Origin of the sequence: Herbidospora sp. NBRC 101105 (assembly GCF_030269205.1) — a bacterium.
Taxonomy (GTDB): Bacteria; Actinomycetota; Actinomycetes; order Streptosporangiales; family Streptosporangiaceae; genus Herbidospora; species Herbidospora solisilvae.
In genome coordinates this window covers 508,078-527,703 of record NZ_BSSX01000003.1, presented here as the reverse complement: position 1 = coordinate 527,703, position 19,626 = coordinate 508,078, and the positions used below count along the sequence as shown (strand labels likewise).

Annotated in this window: 19 protein-coding genes; 14 read left to right on the top strand and 5 right to left on the bottom strand. The window is 70.5% G+C overall.

The features are described 5' to 3' along the window. Positions 1–23 precede the first annotated feature (23 nt). The 11 genes from QSK34_RS16335 to QSK34_RS16285 all read left to right on the top strand — a co-directional run bounded on the left by QSK34_RS16335 (position 24) and on the right by QSK34_RS16285 (position 12,295). On the top strand, positions 24–1,217 hold the full coding sequence (locus tag QSK34_RS16335; protein WP_285584984.1) for an MFS transporter: 1,194 nt from the start codon (positions 24–26) through the stop codon (positions 1,215–1,217). Positions 1,218–1,351: 134 nt separating this feature from the next. Next, complete coding sequence (locus tag QSK34_RS16330) at positions 1,352–2,344, top strand: ABC transporter substrate-binding protein (protein WP_202610200.1); 993 nt, start codon at positions 1,352–1,354, stop codon at positions 2,342–2,344. A 74-nt stretch (positions 2,345–2,418) separates the two neighbouring features. After that, a complete protein-coding gene (locus tag QSK34_RS16325) occupies positions 2,419–3,918 on the top strand; it encodes a sugar ABC transporter ATP-binding protein (protein ID WP_285584980.1) in 1,500 nt (499 codons plus the stop codon). Continuing rightward, positions 3,915–4,946: an ABC transporter permease gene (locus QSK34_RS16320; RefSeq protein WP_051760580.1), complete on the top strand. Its 1,032-nt coding sequence runs from the start codon at positions 3,915–3,917 to the stop codon at positions 4,944–4,946. Before QSK34_RS16325 ends, QSK34_RS16320 begins: the two co-directional genes overlap by 4 nt. After that, positions 4,943–5,938, top strand: a complete 996-nt coding sequence (yjfF, locus tag QSK34_RS16315; RefSeq protein ID WP_285584977.1) for a galactofuranose ABC transporter, permease protein YjfF — start codon at positions 4,943–4,945, stop codon at positions 5,936–5,938. Before QSK34_RS16320 ends, yjfF begins: the two co-directional genes overlap by 4 nt. Before the next feature lie 7 nt (positions 5,939–5,945). Beyond that, positions 5,946–7,547, top strand: coding sequence for a ribulokinase (gene araB, locus QSK34_RS16310; RefSeq protein WP_285585303.1), 1,602 nt, complete (start codon positions 5,946–5,948; stop codon positions 7,545–7,547). Next, positions 7,544–8,191 (top strand): L-ribulose-5-phosphate 4-epimerase, encoded by a 648-nt coding sequence (locus QSK34_RS16305; RefSeq protein ID WP_161481014.1) that lies wholly within the window; start codon positions 7,544–7,546, stop codon positions 8,189–8,191. Before araB ends, QSK34_RS16305 begins: the two co-directional genes overlap by 4 nt. Then, positions 8,188–9,663 carry an L-arabinose isomerase gene (gene araA, locus QSK34_RS16300; RefSeq protein WP_285584975.1) on the top strand — a complete coding sequence of 492 codons (1,476 nt, stop codon included), beginning with the start codon at positions 8,188–8,190 and terminating at the stop codon, positions 9,661–9,663. The genes QSK34_RS16305 and araA overlap by 4 nt, the downstream gene beginning before the upstream one ends. A gap of 104 nt (positions 9,664–9,767) precedes the next feature. Then, positions 9,768–10,688, top strand: a complete 921-nt coding sequence (locus QSK34_RS16295; RefSeq protein ID WP_285584973.1) for a LysR family transcriptional regulator — start codon at positions 9,768–9,770, stop codon at positions 10,686–10,688. Between the two features lie 99 nt (positions 10,689–10,787). Next, positions 10,788–11,948 (top strand): NAD-dependent formate dehydrogenase, encoded by a 1,161-nt coding sequence (locus QSK34_RS16290; RefSeq protein WP_285584971.1) that lies wholly within the window; start codon positions 10,788–10,790, stop codon positions 11,946–11,948. A 14-nt stretch (positions 11,949–11,962) separates the two neighbouring features. Then, the gene (locus QSK34_RS16285; RefSeq protein ID WP_285584969.1) at positions 11,963–12,295 is read left to right on the top strand and encodes a YnfA family protein; all 333 of its coding nucleotides are present in this window, start codon (positions 11,963–11,965) and stop codon (positions 12,293–12,295) included. Here QSK34_RS16285 and QSK34_RS16280 read toward each other — a convergent pair. Continuing rightward, a complete protein-coding gene (locus QSK34_RS16280) occupies positions 12,273–12,815 on the bottom strand; it encodes a cadmium resistance transporter (protein ID WP_285584967.1) in 543 nt (180 codons plus the stop codon). The two genes, QSK34_RS16285 and QSK34_RS16280, sit on opposite strands and share 23 nt — an antisense overlap. 37 nt (positions 12,816–12,852) lie before the next feature. Between QSK34_RS16280 and QSK34_RS16275 the strand changes: the two genes are divergently transcribed. Beyond that, a complete protein-coding gene (locus QSK34_RS16275; RefSeq protein WP_285584965.1) occupies positions 12,853–13,341 on the top strand; it encodes an NUDIX domain-containing protein in 489 nt (162 codons plus the stop codon). Position 13,342: 1 nt separating this feature from the next. Beyond that, the gene (locus QSK34_RS16270) at positions 13,343–14,476 is read left to right on the top strand and encodes a hypothetical protein (RefSeq protein ID WP_285584963.1); all 1,134 of its coding nucleotides are present in this window, start codon (positions 13,343–13,345) and stop codon (positions 14,474–14,476) included. On the opposite strand, the gene QSK34_RS16265 is transcribed toward QSK34_RS16270, so the two are convergent. Continuing rightward, positions 14,477–15,031, bottom strand: a complete 555-nt coding sequence (locus tag QSK34_RS16265) for a PadR family transcriptional regulator (protein WP_285584961.1) — start codon at positions 15,029–15,031, stop codon at positions 14,477–14,479. It abuts the gene before it with no gap. A gap of 89 nt (positions 15,032–15,120) precedes the next feature. On the opposite strand from QSK34_RS16265, the gene QSK34_RS16260 reads away from it, so the two are divergent. Next, positions 15,121–16,407, top strand: a complete 1,287-nt coding sequence (locus QSK34_RS16260; protein ID WP_285584959.1) for a carotenoid oxygenase family protein — start codon at positions 15,121–15,123, stop codon at positions 16,405–16,407. Between the two features lie 69 nt (positions 16,408–16,476). Here the strand turns inward: QSK34_RS16260 and QSK34_RS16255 are convergent, their stop codons facing one another. The 3 genes from QSK34_RS16255 to QSK34_RS16245 are packed head-to-tail and all read right to left on the bottom strand — an operon-like array spanning position 16,477 to position 19,611. Next, positions 16,477–17,421, bottom strand: a complete 945-nt coding sequence (locus tag QSK34_RS16255) for a DNA polymerase domain-containing protein (RefSeq protein WP_285584957.1) — start codon at positions 17,419–17,421, stop codon at positions 16,477–16,479. Continuing rightward, the gene (locus tag QSK34_RS16250; protein ID WP_285584955.1) at positions 17,408–18,547 is read right to left on the bottom strand and encodes a glycosyltransferase family 4 protein; all 1,140 of its coding nucleotides are present in this window, start codon (positions 18,545–18,547) and stop codon (positions 17,408–17,410) included. The genes QSK34_RS16255 and QSK34_RS16250 overlap by 14 nt, the downstream gene beginning before the upstream one ends. Beyond that, a complete protein-coding gene (locus tag QSK34_RS16245) occupies positions 18,544–19,611 on the bottom strand; it encodes a glycosyltransferase (protein WP_285584953.1) in 1,068 nt (355 codons plus the stop codon). The genes QSK34_RS16250 and QSK34_RS16245 overlap by 4 nt, the downstream gene beginning before the upstream one ends. Positions 19,612–19,626: the final 15 nt, after the last annotated feature.

Below are 19,626 nucleotides of genomic sequence, written 5' to 3'. Positions count from 1 at the left end.
CTGTCGCCTTCGGAGGGTTTCGGGTGTCCTACACGGCTACGCGCTGGGCCTGCTACACCGGCTACGTCACCCAGGCCATCGTGAACAACCTGGCCCCTCTGCTGTTCATCGTGTTCCAGACCGCCTACGGGCTGCCGCTGGAAATGCTCGGACGTCTGGTGCTGCTCAACTTCGGCGCCCAGTTGCTGACCGACATCATCGCGGTGCGCTACGTCGACCGGCTCGGCTACCGGGGGCCGCTCGTGCTGGCCCACGTGATGTCGGCGGCCGGGCTGGTGCTGCTCGCGGTGGCGCCGTTCGTGGCGCCGACGCCGTACATCGGGTTGTGCGTCGCGGTGGTCGTCTACGCCATCGGCGGCGGGTTGCTGGAGGTGCTGGTCAGCCCGGTCGTGGACGCGCTGCCCGCGCCCCAGGAGGGCAAGGCGGCGGCGATGAGCCTGCTGCACTCGTTCTACTGCTGGGGACAGGTGGCGGTGGTCGCCGGGTCGACCCTGCTGCTGGCCGGGATCGGCCGCGAGGCCTGGTACGTGCTGCCGCTGATCTGGGCGCTGGTGCCGCTGGCGAATCTGGTGGCGTTCCTGCGGGTGCCGATGCCCGAGACCGTGCCCGACGCGCACCGCACCTCGCTCAAGTCGCTGTTCCGGACGCCCGCGTTCATCGCCGCCATGGTGCTGATGCTGGCGGCGGGCGCGTCGGAGCTGACGATGTCGCAGTGGTCGTCGTTGTTCGCCGAGGAAGGGCTCGGGGCCTCCAAGGTCTGGGGCGACCTGGCCGGGCCGTGCCTCTTCGCGGTGCTGATGGGCGTCGGGCGCATCGTCTACGGGTTGTTCGGGGAGAAGATCCCCCTGGTGCCGGCGATGGTCTTCTCGGGCGCGCTGGCAACGCTCTGCTACCTGCTCGCGAGCCTGTCGTCCAACCCCGTGCTGGCCTTCGCAGGCTGCGCGCTCTGCGGGTTCGCGGTGAGCCTGCTGTGGCCGGGCACCTTCAGCCTCGCGTCGGCGCGGTTCCCGCTCGGGGGCGCGGCGATGTTCGGCGTGCTGGCCGTCTTCGGCGACCTCGGCGCGGCGGTCGGACCGTGGACCACGGGCGCCGTGGCGGACGCGACCGGCGGGGGGCTGAGCACCGGCCTGCTGGCCGGAATCGCCTTTCCCGTGCTGGTCGTCGTGGTGTCTCTCGCCTACGGCGCCATGACTCACAAGTCGGTTCAGCGCATGTGACCGTACCGTGACGAGGCGGACTCTTGACGCTCGTCTATGTTAACGCTCACAGTCGACACGGCAGACCAAGCTTCACTCTGATTCCCGGCCGGGCAAATTGTGTGAGCGCTAACAAATACGGAAGGGACTTGGCCTTGTTCAAGAAGATCATGGCTCTGGTGGCGGTCGGCGTGCTCGCGACCGCGTGCGGCGGTGGCGGCGAGACGACGGCCGACGGCGGCGCCCCCGCTGCCAGCGGTGGCGGCGATTCGACGATCACCATGGGCTTCGCCCAGGTGGGCGCCGAGAGTGGCTGGCGCACCGCCAACACCAAGTCGGTGCAGGAGTCGGCCAAGGCGGCCGGGATCGACCTCAAGTTCTCCGACGCGCAGCAGAAGCAGGAGAACCAGATCAAGGCGATCCGGTCGTACATCCAGCAGAAGGTCGACGTCATCGCCTTCTCTCCGGTGGTCGAGTCCGGCTGGGACACCGTCCTCCAGGAGGCCAAGGCCGCGAACATCCCGGTCATCCTGACCGACCGCGCGGTCGACTCGGCCGACAAGACGCTGTACAAGACCTTCCTCGGGTCCGACTTCGTCGAAGAGGGCAAGAAGGCCGGCCAGTGGCTGGTCGAGCAGTACGCCTCCGAGACCGGCGACGTGAACATCGTCGAACTCCAGGGCACCACCGGCTCCGCCCCCGCCAACGACCGCAAGTCGGGCTTCGCCGAGGTCATCGGCGCCGACCCCAAGTTCAAGGTGATCGCCTCCCAGAGTGGCGACTTCACCCGCGCCAAGGGCAAGGAGGTCATGGACGCCTTCCTGAAGGCCCACCCGGACATCGACGTGCTCTACGCGCACAACGACGACATGGGCCTGGGCGCCATCGAGGCGATCGAGGGCGCGGGCAAGGTGCCCGGCAAGGACATCAAGATCATCACGGTGGACGCCGTCAAGGACGGCATGCAGGCGCTCGCCGACGGAAAGATCAACTACATCGTCGAGTGCTCCCCGCTGCTCGGCCCGCAGCTGATGGACCTGGCCAAGAAGGTCCTCGCCGGTGAGACGGTGCCCGACCGGGTCGTCACCGAGGAGACCACCTTCACCCAGGAGCAGGCCAAGCAGGCCCTGCCGACCCGCCAGTACTAGGAGCCGGGGGCCGTCCCGCCCTGAGATCGGGACGGCCCCTTTTCCAATCGAAGGCCAGAAATTGAGGATGGCGCATGGCTGAAGCGATCCTGCGGATGACCGGGATCGGCAAGGAGTTCCCGGGCGTCCGGGCCCTGGACGGCGTGGACTTCCGGCTGCTGCCCGGTGAGGTGCACGCCCTCATGGGCGAGAACGGGGCCGGGAAGTCGACCCTGATCAAGGTGCTGACCGGCGTCTACTCGATCGACAGCGGAGAGATCGAGCTGGCCGGTGACCGGGTGGCCTTCACCGGCCCGCTGGAGGCCCAGAAGGCCGGCATCAGCACGGTCTACCAAGAGGTCAACCTCTGCCCGAACCTGTCGGTCGCCGAGAACGTCTTCATCGGACGCGAGCCCCGCCGGTTCGGCCGCATCCGCTGGCGCGAGATGCGCCGCCGGGCCGCCGAACTGCTCACCCGGCTCGACCTCGCGATCGACGTCACCAAGCCGCTGAGCCGCTACTCGCTGGCGATCCAGCAGATGGTCGCCATCGCGCGGGCCATCGACGTGGACGCCCGGGTGCTCATCCTCGACGAGCCGACGTCCTCCCTCGACGCCGGCGAGGTCGCGCAGCTCTTCCGGGTGATGCGCCGCCTGAAGGAACAGGGCATCGCGATCCTGTTCGTGTCGCACTTCCTCGACCAGATCTACGAGATCGCCGACCGCATGACCATCCTGCGCAACGGCCGTCTCGTCGGCGAGTACGTCACCGCCGAACTCCCCCAGGTCGAACTGGTCGGCAAGATGATCGGCCGCGAGCTGGCCGAGCTGGAGCGCCTCGACGAACGCCCGCCGGCCCGCACCTCCGACACGCTCGTGGAGGCCACCGAGCTCGGCGGCCGGGTGGCGCCCTTCTCGCTGACCATCCGCGAGGGCGAGGTCGTCGGCCTGGCCGGCCTGCTCGGCTCGGGCCGCACCGAGATCGCCCGGCTGCTGTTCGGCGCCGACCACGCCGGCACCGGCACCCTGCGCATCGGCGGCGACCAGGTCACCCTGCGCACCCCGCGCGCCGCGATGGCCCGGGGCGTGGCGTTCTGCTCGGAGAACCGGCGCGAAGAGGGCCTGATCCCGGAGCTGACCGTCCGGGAGAACCTCATCCTGGCCCTGCAGGCCCGCCGCGGCTGGAGCCGCCCGGTGCCCCGCAAGAAGCAGGACGAACTGGTCGCCAAGTACATCAAGGCGCTGAACATCCGCCCGGACAACCCGGAGATGCTCATCAGGAACCTGTCCGGCGGCAACCAGCAGAAGGTGCTGCTGGCCCGCTGGCTCATCCTCGAACCGCGCCTGCTCATCCTCGACGAACCCACCCGCGGCATCGACGTCGGCGCCAAGGCCGAGATCCAGAAGCTGGTCGTCGAGCTCTCCGACGGCGGGATGGCCGTGTTGTTCATCTCCGCCGAGCTCGACGAGGTGCTGCGGCTCAGCCACAAGGTCGCCGTGCTCCGCGACCGGCGGCTGGTCGCCGAGTTGCCCAACGACGACACCCTGACGACGGACGTGCTCATGGAGACGATCGCGAGCGGGGGAGCGAAATGAAGCGCCTCGCCTGGCCGGCGGGCATCCTGGTCGCCCTCCTCCTGGTCAACCTGATCTTCACCGACCACTTCTTCCAGATCGAGATCAAGGACGGCCACCTCTACGGCAGCCTGATCGACATCTTCCGGTTCGGCGCCCCGCTCATCCTGGTGGCCCTGGGCATGACGCTGGTCATCGCGACCAAGGGCATCGACCTGTCGGTCGGCTCGGTGGTGGCCATCGCCGGCGCGATGGCCTGCCTGCAGATCAGCACCCTCCCGTCGCAGGACTCGATCGGCGGCGTCCTCGGCGCGATCGGCATCGCCCTCGGGCTGGCCGTGGCGCTGGGCGTCGGCAACGGCTTCCTGGTCGCGATCGTCGGCATCCAGCCGATCATCGCGACGCTGATCCTGATGGTCGCCGGACGCGGCCTGGCCCAGCTCATCACCGACGGCCAGATCATCACGATCAACAGCGACCCCTACAAGCTCATCGGCGGCGGCTACTGGCTGACGCTGCCGTTCGGCATCATCATCGTGGCCGTCGTGCTGGCGCTGATCGCCTTCGTCACCCGGCGGCTGGCGCTCGGCCTGCTGATCGAGTCGGTCGGCGGCAACGCCGAGGCGAGCCGCCTGTCGGGCATCCGGTCCCACGGCCTGCTGATCGTCGTGTACGCCTTCTGCGCCCTCTGCGCCGGCATCGCCGGCCTGATGATCAGCTCCAACGTGTCCAGCGCCGACGGCAACAACGCCGGCCTGTGGATCGAGCTCGACGCCATCCTGGCCGTCGTCATCGGCGGCACCTCGCTGGCCGGGGGCCGGTTCTCCCTCGGCGGCACGGTGCTGGGCGCCCTCATCATCCAGACCCTGACCACGACGATCTACTCCCTCGGCGTGCCGCCGGAGACGACGCTGCTGTTCAAGGCGCTCGTCGTGACGATCGTCTGCCTGCTCCAGTCGCCGGCGTTCCGGGCCAAGGTCTTCCGATCCCGTAGAAAACCGGCCCCGCCGACGGTGCCCGCCGGGGAGAAAGTGACGGTCCGCACGTGAAAACCCTGGCACTCCCGCGCCAGTTGCCCGGCCGGCTGCCGCGCAACTACCTGCCCGTCCTGGTCACCGGGGCGCTGTTCATCGCGATGTTCACCGCAGGCGGCATCCGCTACGAGGGCTTCGCGACCGGCCAGATCATCCTGAACGTCTTCATCGACAACGCGTTCCTGCTGGTCGTGGCCGTCGGCATGACCTTCGTCATCCTCACCGGCGGCATCGACCTGTCGGTCGGCTCGGTGGTGGCGCTGACCACGATGATCGCGGCCTCCCTGCTGCCGTCGACACCGTCCTTCCTGGTGATCCTGCTGGTCCTGGCGATCGGCGGGGTGCTCGGCGCGGCGATGGGCGCGATCATCCACTACTTCGAGATCCAGCCGTTCATCGTGACCCTCGCCGGGATGTTCCTGGCCCGGGGCCTGTGCTACACGATCGGCACCGACTCGATCCCGATCACCGACCCGACCTTCACGGCCATCGCGCAGACGCGCATCGACCTCGCCCCCGAGCTCTGGATCTCCCCCACGGTGCTGATCGCGCTGGCGGTGGTGCTCGTGGCGACGTACACGCTGCACTACACGCGCCTGGGGAGGAACGTCTACGCGGTCGGCGGCAACGAGCAGTCGGCGCTGCTCATGGGCCTTCCGGTGGCCCGGACCAAGATCGCCGTCTACACCATCAGCGGCCTGTGCTCCGCACTCGGCGGCCTGCTGCTCTCGTTCTACATGCTCTCCGGCTACGGCCTGCACGCCGTCGGCATGGAGCTCGACGCCATCGCGGCGGTCGTCATCGGCGGCACGCTGCTGACCGGCGGCTCGGGCTACCTGCTCGGGACGGTTCTCGGTGTGCTCGTGCTCGGGCTGATCCAGACGGTCATCAGCTTCGAGGGCACCCTCAGCTCGTGGTGGACCAAGATCGTTATCGGTCTCCTGCTCCTGGTCTTCATCCTTCTCCAGCGCCTCATTGTGACGACAGGAGTCTCGCGTGAACGATGACAGGTACGTGGTGGGAGTCGACTACGGCACCCTTTCCGGCCGGGCCGTGGTGGTCCGCGTCCGGGACGGGGCCGAGCTCGGCTCCGCCGTCCATGAATACGCCCAGGGGGTGATCTCCGGCCCTACCCCCGACTGGGCGCTCCAATCGCCCGACGACTGGCGCGACGTGCTGCGCATCGCCGTGCCCAAGGCGGTGGAGACGGCCGGGGTGGCGCCGTCGGAGGTGATCGGCATCGCCACCGACTTCACCGCCTGCACGATCCTGCCCGCCCTGGCCGACGGGACGCCCCTCAGCGACCGCTACCCCGACCGGCCGCACGCCTGGCCCAAGTTGTGGAAGCACCACGCGGCCCAGTCCCACGCCGACCGGATCAACACCCTGGCCGCCGAACGCGGCGAGCCGTGGTTGCCCCGGTACGGCGGCAAGATCTCCTCGGAATGGGCCTTCGCCAAGGGCCTGCAGCTCCTTGAGGAGGACCCGGAGCTCTACGCCCTGGCCGACCGCTGGATCGAGGCCGCCGACTGGATCATCTGGGAGCTCAGCGGCGTCGAGACCCGCAACGTCTGCACCGCCGGATACAAGGCCATCCACCAGGACGGCGCCTACCCCTCCGAGGAGTTCCTGGCCGCGCTCAACCCCGGGTTCGCCGGCTTCACCGCCAAGCTCGGTTCCGAGCTGGCGCCGCTGGGCGGACGGGCGGGCTCGTTGTCGGCCAAGGGCGCCGAGTGGACCGGGCTGCCCGAGGGCATCGCGGTCGCGGTCGGCAACGTCGACGCCCACGTGACGGCCGCCGCGGCCGACGCCGTGCGGCCCGGCCAGATGGTCGCGATCATGGGCACCTCGACGTGCCTGGTCATGAACGGGGAGAACCTGGCCGAGGTCCCCGGCATGTGCGGCGTGGTGCGCGACGGGATCGTTCCAGGCCTGTGGGGCTACGAGGCCGGGCAGTCGGCCGTCGGCGACATCTTCGCCTGGTTCGTCGACAACTACGTGCCCGCCTCCTACGTGGCCGACGCCGCCGAGGCGGGCGTCTCGGTCCACGAGCATCTGACGTCGCTGGCGGCCGGGCAGGCCGTCGGCGCGCACGGACTGGTCGCGCTCGACTGGTTCGGCGGCAACCGGTCGGTCCTCGTCGACCACGATCTTTCGGGAGTGGTCGTGGGTCAGACGTTGTCCACCAAGCCGGAGGAGGTCTACCGGGCGCTGCTGGAGTCGACCGCGTTCGGCTGCCGCGTCATCGTGGAGACCTTCGAGGCGTCCGGCGTGCCGGTCGACGAGCTCGTGGTCGCGGGCGGGCTGCTGAAGAACGCCTTCCTGATGCAGACCTACGCCGACGTGCTGCGCAAGCCGCTGTCGATGATCGACTCCGACCAGGGCCCGGCACTGGGCTCGGCCATCCACGCCGCCGTGGCGGCCGGGGCCTACCCCGACATCCCCTCTGCGGCGGCGGCGATGGGCAAGCGGATCGCGGACGCGTACACCCCCGACCCCGAGCGGGCCGCGGCCTACGACCGGCTCTACGCCGAATACCGCGTCCTGCACGACCACTTCGCCGACGGGGCCGTGCTCCACCGGCTGCGCGCGATCCGGAACGAGGCGTCCAAGTGAGGAAGACCGTCTGCGCCCTGCACGCGGAACTGGTCAGGTACGGCCTGGTCGCCTGGACGGCGGGCAACGTCTCCGGCCGGATCCCCGGCGAGGACCTGTTCGTCATCAAGCCCAGCGGCGTCTCCTACGACGACCTGACCCCCGAGTCGATGGTGGTCTGCGACCTCGACGGCAACCTGGTCGAGGGCGACTACGCGCCCTCCAGCGACACCGCCGCGCACGCCTACGTCTACCGCCACATGCCCGAGGTCGGCGGCGTGGTCCACACCCACTCCACCTACGCCTCCGCCTGGGCCGCCCGCGGCGAGGCGATCCCCTGCGTGCTGACGGCGATGGCCGACGAGTTCGGCGGCGAGATCCCCGTCGGCCCGTTCGCGCTGATCGGCGGCGACGACATCGGCCGCGGCCTCGTCGACACCCTGAAGGGCCACCGCTCCCCGGCGGTCCTGATGCAGAACCACGGGGTCTTCACCATCGGCGCCACCCCCAAGGCCGCCGTCAAGGCGGCCGTGATGTGCGAGGACGTCGCCCGGACCGTGCACGTCGCCCGCCAGCTCGGCTCCGTCATCCCCATCGAGCCGAAACACATCGACGCTCTGTACGACCGCTACCAGAACGTCTACGGACAGAGGAGTTCCAAGTGAAACTGTGGTTCCTGACCGGCAGCCAGTCCCTCTACGGAGACGAGACGCTTGCCCAGGTCGCCGACCAGTCGCGGGCCATCGCGACGGAGTTGGGCCACGCCCTGCCGTTCGAACTGGAGTGGAAGCCGGTCCTCCTCGACGCGACGTCCATCCGCAACGTGATGCTCGCCGCCAACGCCGACGACGAGTGCGGCGGCGTCATCGCCTGGATGCACACCTTCTCCCCCGCGAAGATGTGGATCGCCGGCCTGGACGCCCTGCGCAAGCCGCTGCTGCACCTGCACACGCAGGCCAACCGCGAGTTGCCGTGGGCGACCATCGACATGGACTTCATGAACCTGAACCAGGCCGCCCACGGCGACCGTGAGTTCGGCTACGTGCAGTCGCGCCTGGGGGTGGCCCGCAAGACCGTGACCGGTCACGTCTCCGACCCGGCGGTGGCCGAGCGGATCTCGGCGTGGGCGCGCGCGGCGGCCGGGCGGGCCGAGGTCGGCTCGCTGAAGCTGGCCCGCTTCGGCGACAACATGCGCGACGTGGCGGTGACCGAGGGCGACAAGGTCGAGGCCCAGCTCCGCTTCGGCGTCTCGGTGAACACCTACGGCGTGAACGACCTGGTCGCGGTGGTCGACGCCCAGTCCGACGCCGACGTGACCGCCCTGGTGAAGGAGTACGAGGAGCTCTACGACGTCGCCGCCGAACTGCGCAGCGAGGGCGCCCGGCACGACTCGCTGCGGTACGCCGCCCGCATCGAGCTGGGCCTGCGGACCTTCCTGACCGAGGGCGGCTTCAAGGCGTTCACCACCAACTTCGAGGACCTCGGCGGCCTGCGCCAGCTCCCCGGCCTGGCGGTGCAGCGCCTGATGGCCGACGGCTACGGCTTCGGCGGCGAGGGCGACTGGAAGACCTCGGTCCTGCTCAGGACGCTGAAGGCGATGGTGCCCGGGGGCGGCACCTCGTTCATGGAGGACTACACCTACCACCTGACGCCGAACGAGGAGCTGATCCTCGGCGCCCACATGCTGGAGGTCTGCCCGAGCATCGCCGCCGGGAAGCCGTCGTGCGAGATCCACCCGCTCGGCATCGGCGGCCGGGAGGACCCGGTCCGCCTGGTCTTCGACGCGGCCCCCGGCCCCGCGGTCGTCATCGGCCTGGCCGACATGGGCGAGCGCTTCCGCCTGATCGCCAACGAGATCGACGTGGTCGAGCCGCTGGAGGCCCTCCCCAACCTCCCGGTCGCCCGCGCCGTCTGGAAGCCCCGCCCCGACCTGCGCACCTCCTCGGAGTCGTGGCTGACCGCCGGGGCGCCGCACCACACGGTGTTGTCGGCGGCGGTGGGCACGGAGGAACTGCACGACTTCGCCGACATGCTCGGCGTGGAGCTCCTCCTGATCGACGCGAACACCACCACCCGCCAGTTCACCAAGGAACTGCGCTGGAACCAGGCCTACTACCGCCTGTCCCAGGGGTTCTGACAGACGATGGCCCCGCCCCGGCCCACCCACCCGGGGCGGGGCCATCGTCTCCCCGGCGACCGAGCCGACGATCGCGCGTCGGCCTGGCGGCTTAGGTTGGGGGCATGCTGCTCCGCGAGCTGCAATATCTCGTCGCGCTGGCCCGCGAACGCCACTTCGCGCGTGCCGCCGAGGCCTGCCACGTCTCCCAGCCCTCGCTCTCGGCGGGCATCCGCCGCCTCGAAACCGACCTCGACGTCACCCTGGTCAGCAGGGGCCGCCGGTTCACCGGCCTGACCGAGGAGGGCGAGCGGGTGCTCCTGTGGGCCCACCGCATCCTCGCCGACCTCGACGGCCTGCGCGACGACCTCGACCAGATGCGGGCCGGCGTCTCCGGCACGCTCCGGCTCGGCGCCATCCCCACCGCTCTCGCCGCCGCGTCACTGCTCACCACCCCCTTCTGCGCACGCCACCCGCACGCCCGCATCTCCCTGAGCAGCCTGTCGTCGCGGGAGATCCACCGGCGGCTGACCGACTTCGAGATCGACGCCGCCCTCACCTACCTCGACGGCGAGGACGGCGAACGGGCCATCCCGCTCTACGAGGAGCGCTACCTGCTGCTCACCCCCGACGACGGCGAACTGGCCGACCGCCCGAGGGCCCGCTGGACCGAGGTGGCGGCGCTCCCGCTCTGCCTGCTCGGCCAGGAGATGCGCAACCGCCGCATCCTCGACGACCTCTTCCACGACGCCGGGGCGGCGGTGGTCCCGGCGATCGAGACCGACAGCGTGTCGGCCCTGTTCGCGCACGTCGCCACCCACCGCTGGTCGAGCGTGATCGCCCACGCGTGGCTGCACATGATCGGCGTCCCCGACGGCATGCGGATCATCCCTATGGAGACGCCCCCGAGGTCGCCCCAGATCGGGCTGGTCACCGCCGAGCGCTCACCGCAGCCGGTCGTGGTGCGGGCGCTGCTCGACGTCGCCCGCGGCCTGGACCTCCGCGTCACCCTCGACGCCACGCTCCGCGATCACCTGCGCCGATAGGCGCCGCCTATCAACGATAGGAACATACGCTTTGACCTGGCATTAAGCCTCTTGAAGGCTGGCTTCAGACCACCTTCCCGCGGACGAGAGGCGATTCCCATGGCCAAGGTCCTCTGCGTGCTCTACGACGATCCCGTCGACGGCTACCCGAAGGAATACGCGCGCGACGGGTTGCCGGAACTGAGCGGCTATCCCGGCGGGCAGACCCTGCCGACCCCCTCGGCGATCGACTTCGCCCCCGGCGTGCTGCTCGGCAGCGTCTCGGGCGAGCTCGGTCTCCGCAAGTACCTGGAGGACAACGGCCACACGCTGGTCGTCACCTCCGACAAGGACGGCGTCGACTCGACGTTCGACCGCGAGCTGCCCGACGCCGACGTCGTGATCTCGCAGCCGTTCTGGCCGGCGTACATGACGCCGGAGCGGTTCGAGAAGGCGCGCAACCTCAAGCTCGTCATCACGGCCGGCATCGGCTCCGACCACACCGACCTCGACGCGGCCGTGGAGAAGGGCGTCACGGTCGCCGAGGTCACCTACTCCAACAGCATCAGCGTCGCCGAGCACGTCGTGATGATGATCCTTTCGCTGGTCCGCGACTACCTGCCCGCGTGGGAGGTCGTCAAGGACGGCGGCTGGAACATCGCCGACGTCGTCAAGCGGTCGTACGACCTCGAGGGCATGCACGTCGGCACGGTCGCGGCGGGCCGCATCGGGCTGGCCGTGCTGAAGCGGCTGGCGCCGTTCGACGTCCACCTCCACTACACCGACCGCTACCGGCTGCCCCGTGAGGTCGAGGAGAACCTCAACCTGACCTGGCACGAGAGCACCGCCGACATGGTCCCGGTGTGCGACGTCGTCACGATCAACGCGCCGCTCCACCCGGAGACGGAGGGGCTGTTCGGCGAGGAACTGCTGTCGACCATGAAGCGGGGGGCCTACCTGATCGACACCGCCCGCGCCCGCATCACCGACCGCGACGCGATCGTGCGCGCCCTGCAGAGCGGTCAGCTCGCCGGCTACGCGGGCGACGTGTGGTACCCGCAGCCGGCGCCGCCCGACCACCCGTGGCGCACCATGCCGCACCACGGGATGACGCCGCACATGTCGGGCTCCTCCCTGTCGGCCCAGACCCGCTACGCGGCGGGCACGCGGGAGATCCTGGAGTGCTTCTTCGAGGGCCGGCCGATCCGTGAGGAGTACCTGATCGTCGAGGGCGGGCATCTCGCCGGGGCGGGCGCCCACTCGTACTCGACCAGGAAGTAGCTACAGTCGCCGGGGTGACGATCGTCCGTTCCCTGGTGCTGTTCGCCCTCGCCGCCGTGGCCGAGATCGGCGGCGCGTGGCTGGTCTGGCAGGGGGTCCGCGAAGACCGCGGGCTCGTCTGGGCCGGGGCCGGAGTGATCGCGCTCGGGATCTACGGGTTCGTCGCGACGCTCCAGCCCTCGGCCGAGTTCGGGCGGGTGCTGGCCGCGTACGGCGGGGTGTTCGTGGCCGGGTCGCTGCTGTGGGGCGTCGTCTTCGACGGCTTCCGGCCCGACCGGTGGGACCTGATCGGCGCGGGCGTCTGCCTGCTGGGGGTCCTCGTCATCATGTATGCGCCACGAGGATGAAGACCCCGATGCCGATGAGGACGACCGGGAAGAGGACGTGCCCCCATCTCGCCAGGGCCCTCGCGACGACGGGCCGGGTGGCCAGGAACCGGCCGGCCAGGCAGAGCACGGCCACCATGACCAGGAAGACGACCACGTAGACGACGACGCCCTGGGTGGCGAAGACGGGGACGTACACGCCGATGTTGTCGCCGCCGTTGGCGAAGGTGATGCCGGCGATGGCGAGGATGCCCGTCGGGGCCTTCTCCGGGGAGTCGTCGTCGTTCCTGAGCCCCCACAGCGCCTTGAGGCCCAGCACGAGCGGGATCAGCCCGAGCCACCGGACGACGTCGCCGGGCAGCGCCGCCGCGCCGAGCGAGACCACCACCGAGACGGCGAGGATCGCCGCGAATCCGAGATATTGCCCCAGAACGATGCGCAGTGCCGTGGTCTGAGTGAAGAAGAGGGCGATCAGCACCAGATCGTCCACATTGGTGATGGCGAAAAGGCCGATGGCCTGACCGACGGTGCCTGCGTTCACCCGGCTATCCTGCACCTTTTCCGGATACGCTCAGCACGTGGCGATCCGGAACTCACACTGCACCTTCTGCGGCGCCTCCTACGCGCTCGACCAGCCCTGGCCCCGCCTCTGCGCGGCCTGCGGCAACACCTCCTACCAGAACCCGCTGCCGGTGGCCGTCATGGTGCTGCCGGTCGACGAGGGCCTGCTCGTCATCCGTCGGGCGATCGAACCCCGGCTCGGGCAGCTCGCCCTGCCGGGCGGCTTCATCGACATCGGCGAGTCGTGGCAGCAGGCCGCCGCGCGTGAGCTGTTCGAGGAGACCGGCATCACGGTCTCCGCCGCCGACGTGACGCTGTTCGACGTGCTCAGCGCCCCCGACGGCACGGTCCTCGTCTTCGGCCGGGGCCCCGCCCTGTCGAGCACGGACCTCCCGGTGTTCGCCCCCACTCCGGAGACCTCCGAGTGGCTGGTCGTGAAGGAGCCGCAAGAGCTGGCGTTCCCCCTGCACTCGCGGGTCATGGCCGCCTACTTCGCCGCGACATAGCGTGTTCGCCGCCGACGACGTCGTCCGTGACTTCGGCACCTCGGGCGACGAACCTGGCACCGCGAGCGCGGCCGGCCTGCGCTGGCTCGCCGACGAGGTCGACGCCTCGCCCTCCGGGCCCTGGTCGGCGCGGCTGGCCGCCGTGACGTGCGACGTGCCACGGCTGCTCGACCTGCTCGACCACCCGTCGCCCGGACTGCGGCGGGTGGTGGCCTTCGTGCTCTCGTACGTCTCCGACCCCGCCCTCGGCCCGGTGCTGCGCGGCCACATGGAGGTCGAGCCCGACATGGCCGCCGGGATGGCGACCCTGGTCGCGCTGTCGCGGCACCCCGCCCAGGTGCCGTTCGTACGCGCGCACCTGCGCTCGGAGCATCCGGAACTGCGCTTCGGCGCGGCGTTCGGGCTGCTGATCCGCGCGGGCGAGACCGACGACGCCTCGGTCGCCGAACTGGCCCTGTGCGCCGAGAACGGCGTGGCGAACTGCGCCGAGCGGCTGCCGTGGATGGACCCCGAATGGGACACGGTGACCGGGGTGGTCTGCGAGCGGCTGCGCTGCCGCCCCGAGGCGCTGGGCCACCTGCTGACCATCCTGCTCAGCCGCAAACGCCCGCTGGCGGCCTGCTGCTGGGAGGCGGCCGGCCTGGCCGCGCAGAGCGACCACGGCCGCCCGCTCGGGCCGCTGGTGCTGGCGCTGACCGACCATCCCGACTTCAGCGTGCGGCAGGCGGCGCTGCGGAACATCGTGGCCTGGATCGACGAACCGGGCTACCTCGACCGGGTGGCCGAGCTCGCCGACGATCCCGACCTGGGCGAGATCGCGATGTGCGTGCTGGTGAAGCAGGGCGACCCGCGCTGCGTGCCGGCGCTGCGGCGGATGATCGCCGGCCCGCTGGGCGGCTACGTGAACGCCCCGCCCGACTGGGTCGAGCAGAACGTCAGCCGCGACCTGGTGCTCCGCAGGGCGGCCCCGTTCGCCGACGACCTGCTCCCGGCGGTGGCGGAACGCCTGGAGGGCGCCCTGACGCCCCACGAGGAGAAGGTGCTGGTGCAGGGCTTCGGGGAGACGGTGCTCACCCGCTGGTTGTCACGGCTGCGCGGCCCGGCCAGGGAACGCCTGCGCAGGATTTTGGGCTGATCAGCTCGGGTCGCACGGCTCGGTGTTCGCCGTGGGATCGTGGGCCTTGACCTCCCCGATGGCCCACTCGGCCCATTCCTGGTGGAGACGGTTGGAGCGCACGCCCCATTCGAGGGCCAGCCGTCCGTAGACGGTGAAGTTGTCCTGGTGGTGCGCGATCAACTTGCCGATCTCGGCCAGGTGCTCGGCCGCGGCCTCGGCCGCCTGCTGCTGTTCGCGCAGGTAGGCGATGGCGTCGTCGGTGGAGATCTGACCGAAGAAGAAGACCCGCAGCAGCATCTCGTAGCGCCGGATCGGCGCGGGTTTCACGTCGAGCAGCCAGTGGCGCAGTTCCTCGCGGCCGGCCTCGGTGACGGCGTACTCCTTGCGCCCACGAGCGCCCTCCGACCGCACCGTGATCAGCCCGGCGTCGGCGAGGCGGCCGAGTTCGCCGTAGAGCTGGCTCTGGGTGGCGGGCCACACGTTCGCCAGTGAGTTCTCGAAGAGTTTCAGCAGGTCATATCCGCTGGCGGGACCTTCGGACAACAAACCGAGCAGGGCGTGGCGCAGGCTCATGTCCGGCACTCTACCGGTATGTGTTGACATGTCACTAATGGAACGTCTACTTTCGACATGTCACTAGTGGAACGTCAGAGGAGCGCGACATGGGCAAGACGTACCTGGAAGGGCATCTCGCACCGGTGCCCGACGAGATCGAGGCGTTCGACCTCCCCGTCACCGGCGCCCTGCCGCCCGAGCTGACCGGACGTTACTTCCGCAACGGCCCCAACCCGCTGCCCGGCCAGGACCCCGGCCACTGGTTCGCCGGCGACGGCATGATCCACGGCGTCCGGCTCAGGAACGGCCGGGCCGAGTGGTACCGCAACCGCTGGGTCAAGACCACCCGCCTCACCGAGGGCGCCCGGCTCGTGGACGACCAGGGCACGCTCGACCTGGCCGCCGTCCCGGCCAACACCAACGTCATCCGGCACGCCGACCGGATCTTCGCGCTCGTGGAGGCCGGGCTCCCCTACGAGATGAGCCCCGAACTCGACACCCTCGGCCCGGTCGACTTCGGCGGCCGACTGACCACGGCGATGACGGCCCATCCGAAGGAGGACCCGGTCACCGGCGACCTGTTCTTCTTCGGCTACGGCTTCTTCGCGCCCTTCCTGACCTACCACCGCCTGTCGAAGGACGGCGTCCTGGTCGAGAGCCGGGAGATCCCCGTCCCCGGGCCGACCATGATGCACGACTTCGCGATCACCGAGAACCACGTGGTCTGGCTCGATCTCCCGGTCGTGTTCGACCTCGACCTGGCGTTCAAGGGCCAGGGCCTGCCCTACCGCTGGGACGACGGCTACGGCGCCCGCATCGGCCACATGCCCAAGTCGGGCGGCCCGGTGACCTGGGTCGACGTCGACCCCTGCTACGTCTTCCACGTCGGCAACGCCCGGGAGGACGCCGCCGGCGACATCGTCATCGACGCGGTCCGCTACTCGCCGGGGACCTTCACCGGCATGTGGGGCCACATCAGCGGCACCGCCAACCCCGCCCACGAGACGGTCGGCTCACGCCTGCACCGCTGGACGATCTCCGGCACCACCGCGAAGGAGGAGGAGCTCGACGACCGGCGCGTCGAATTCCCGACGATCAACGACGCCCACACGGGCCGCACGAGCCGCTACGTCTACGCGGTGACCGGCGGCGAGATCGTCAAGTACGACCTGACCTCCGGAGCCGTGGACGTCCGCGCGGCCGACGGCCCGGGCGAGGCGGTCTTCGTGCCGCGGGGGGAAGCGGAGGACGACGGCTGGCTCGTCTCCATCGTCGACACCGACGGCGGCTCCGACCTGCTCGTGCTCGACGCCCACGACCTCGGCCACGTCGCCTCCGTCCACCTGCCCCGCCGGGTGCCGCGCGGCTTCCACGGCCACTGGCTGGCCGACTAGAGCTTTTGTGGACGGCTGAGGGGTCCGGCGGGAGCTGCGGATCTCCGCCGAGAGAAGCGGCGCGGGCGGCTACCCCTCCCGGCGGGCCTTGGCCCGGCGTTTGCCCTCGTGCATGGCCTGCACCCGGGCCACCGGGATCGTGTGGCCGTGCTCGATCAGGTCGGCGGGCAGGGTCTGGGGCTCGGGCATCAGGGTCGCCCACAGGTCCTCGTCGGGAAGGGGGGTCTTGATGGTGAAGTCGGCGGGGGTGACCGACTCCAGGTCGTCCCAGGCGACCGGGTGGGAGACCGGGGCCCCGGGCCGGATCCGGGGCGAGTAGGCCGCGACGATGGTCGCGCCTCCGGCGCGGGTCGAGTCGAGGAAGACCTTGCCCTCCCGGTCTTCGCGGATGAACGCGGTCGTCGCGATCTCGGGCCCCAGCTTCTCCGCCCGGACCGCCAGGGCGCGGGTGGCGGCGGCGACGTCCTCGAACGAGGGTGCCCCGGCCAGCGGCACCAGGATGTGCACGCCCTTCGAGCCGCTCGTCTTCACCGCCGCTTCGAGCCCGTCGTCGGCGAGCGCCTGACGTACCAGCGAGGCCGCCTTCACCACCACGTCGAAGCCCGCCCCCTCGGGCGGGTCGAGGTCGAGGACCAGGTGGGTCTGGTGCGGCTCACCCGACGACCGGTAGAGCTGCGCGTGGTACTCGACGGCACGCTGGTTGCCGAACCAGAGCAGGGTGCGCCGGTCGTCGCAGACGGGGTAGCGCACCTCGCGCTTGGACGCCTCGGCCCAGATCTCCTCGGTGCGGATCCACGCGGGGGCGTACTTGGGCAGGTTCTTCTGCATGAAGGGCGGCTGGCCGGGCCTGACCCGCATGACCGACAGCGGCCGGTCGCGCAGGCCCGGCAACATGCGCGCCGAGACGGCGTCGAGGTAGTCGATCAGGTCGCGCTTGGTCGCGTTCGCGCCGTCGAAGAGCTCGGCGTCGAGATTGCTCAGCTCGACGCCGTCACGTTCCTCACCCTTGGCCATCCGTCAACACTAGGTCGTCACGCCTGCCCGATTCGAGCAGCACCTCCCGGTAGTGCGTGAGAAGTTCCGCGCAGACGGCGTTCCAGGTCCGGTCTTCGACCGACGCCCGCGCCGCCTCCCCCATCCGCCGCCGCGATTCGGCATCGGCGACCAGCCGTTCGACCGCGCCGCGCATCGCGGCGGGCTCGTCGGCCTTGTAGAGCAGTCCGGTACGGCCGTCGCGGACCAGGTCGAGCGGTCCGCCCGCGGCCGCCGCCACAACCGGCACCCCGGAGGCGAGCGCCTCCTGGACCGCCTGGGAGAAGGTCTCGTTGCCGCCCGGGTGCACGAACACGTCGAACGAGGCCACCAGTTCGTGCAGGTCCGGCCCGGTCTTGAGCCCGGTGAAGACGGCATGCGGGATGAGCTTCCCGAGCGCCTCCCTGGCCGGCCCGTCCCCGACGACCACGAGTTTCACGCCCGGGATGTCGGCCACCCCGGCCAGCAGGTGCACCCGCTTGTCGGCGGCGACCCGGCCGACGTACCCGACGACGACCTCACCGCCGGGCGCCAGCTCGCGGCGCAGCGGGTCGGAACGCCGCCCGGGGTGGAACCCGGTCAGGTCGACGCCGCGCCCCCAGCGGGCCAGGCGCGGGATGCCGTTGGCGCGCAACTCGTTCAGCGTCGCGCTCGACGGGGCGAGCGTGCGGGCCGCCGCCCCGTGGATGGCGCGCAGGCGCCGCCAGATGAACGGCCCGGCGACGCGCAGCCCGTACTGACGGGCGAAGCCCACCAGATCGGTCTGGAACACCGCGACGGCGGGAATGCCGAGACGGGCCGCGGCCCGGATCCCCGACGCGCCGAGCACCGCCGGGGAGGCGAGATGGATGATGTCCGGCCGGAACCGCTGCAACGTGCGCAGCACCAGCCGGCTCGGCAGCCCGGCGCGGAAATCACGGTAGAAGGGCAGGGCGAGGGCCGGCGTGGCCACGACGGGAAAGCCCGCATAGCTGGCCGGTCCAGGGTCGGGAGCCATGACGAGCGCCTCGTGACCGTTGGCTGCGAGGTGGTCGAGCAGGCGGCAGACGGAGTTCGTCACCCCGTTGACCTGGGGCAGGAACGATTCGGAGATGACGACGACCCTCATGTCGAGTGCACCTTCAGGAATCCGGCCACCGAAGCGGCCCAGCTGAAGCGTTCGGCGCGTCGCCGCGCCAGCTCCCGGCGGTCGTCGTGGCCGAGCAGATCCTGCACGGCGTCGGCGTACGCCCCGGGATGACCGAAGACGCATCTCCCCGCACGGCCGATGACCTCCCCGAGGGCGCTGCGCCGATCGGCCACCACCGGAGTCCCGGAGGCCAGCGCCTCCAGCGCGGCCAACCCGAACGTCTCGGCCGGCCCCGGGGCGACGGCGATGTCGGCGGTCGCCAGCAGGGCGGCGAGACCGGCCCGGTCGGTGAGATGCCCGAGGAACCTGACCGGCAGCCCTTCGGCCCGGCGTTCCAGCCGGGCCCGCAGCGGCCCCTCGCCCGCCACCGCGAGCACCGCGTTCACCCCGCGCCGCCGCAGCTCCGCGAGCGCGTCGACGGCCCGGTGGGGTCTCTTCTCGATCGACAACCGGGAACAGAGCACCAGCAGCACTTCGTCCGGGCGTGCCAGCCGGTCACGGACCGCCTGATCGAAGTTGCCGGGGGTGAACCGGTCGAGGTCCACCCCGAGGGGAACATGAGTGACGTTCGGCGCGCCGATCCGGCGGAACTCCGCCGCCGCCCAATTGGTCGTGCAGACGACGGTGTCGTACGCCCGCGCGGTCGCCCTGTTCAGCGGATCGGCGAGCGGCGGCAGCAGCGCCGCCAGGCTCTCGTGCGACACCATGACCGACCCGACGCCGCGCTCCCGCGCCCACCGCCCGGTCCACCGAAGCGTCGACCGGTCGGAGACCTCGATCCGGTCAGGCTTGATCTGGTCGAGCACCCGCCGCACCGCCCCGCGCGCGGTGATGACCTGATAGCCGCCCGTCCCCGGCACGATCCGCCCGGGAAGGGTGATGACGAGCCCCGCCTCCGACTCCCGGACCGACGCGTTCGACCCGGGGACGATCAGGAACGGCTCATGCCCCGCGGCGGCGTATCCCGCCCCGAGTTCGGCCAGTGCGGTACGCAACCCACCGGAGGTTGCCGTGACGAAGTTGGCGAGCCGCACGATCTTCACGGCTGGAGTGTCGCA

Excerpts from the sequence above, each read along its gene's own strand:
- QSK34_RS16325 (WP_285584980.1), top strand. The coding sequence starts at position 2,419 with ATGGCTGAAGCGATCCTGCGGATGACCGGGATCGGCAAGGAGTTCCCG.
- QSK34_RS16320 (WP_051760580.1), top strand. The coding sequence starts at position 3,915 with ATGAAGCGCCTCGCCTGGCCGGCGGGCATCCTGGTCGCCCTCCTCCTG.
- QSK34_RS16295 (WP_285584973.1), top strand. The coding sequence starts at position 9,768 with ATGCTGCTCCGCGAGCTGCAATATCTCGTCGCGCTGGCCCGCGAACGC.
- QSK34_RS16290 (WP_285584971.1), top strand. The coding sequence starts at position 10,788 with ATGGCCAAGGTCCTCTGCGTGCTCTACGACGATCCCGTCGACGGCTAC.
- QSK34_RS16265 (WP_285584961.1), bottom strand. The coding sequence starts at position 15,031 with ATGAGCCTGCGCCACGCCCTGCTCGGTTTGTTGTCCGAAGGTCCCGCC.
- QSK34_RS16260 (WP_285584959.1), top strand. The coding sequence starts at position 15,121 with ATGGGCAAGACGTACCTGGAAGGGCATCTCGCACCGGTGCCCGACGAG.
- QSK34_RS16255 (WP_285584957.1), bottom strand. The coding sequence starts at position 17,421 with ATGGCCAAGGGTGAGGAACGTGACGGCGTCGAGCTGAGCAATCTCGAC.
- QSK34_RS16250 (WP_285584955.1), bottom strand. The coding sequence starts at position 18,547 with ATGAGGGTCGTCGTCATCTCCGAATCGTTCCTGCCCCAGGTCAACGGG.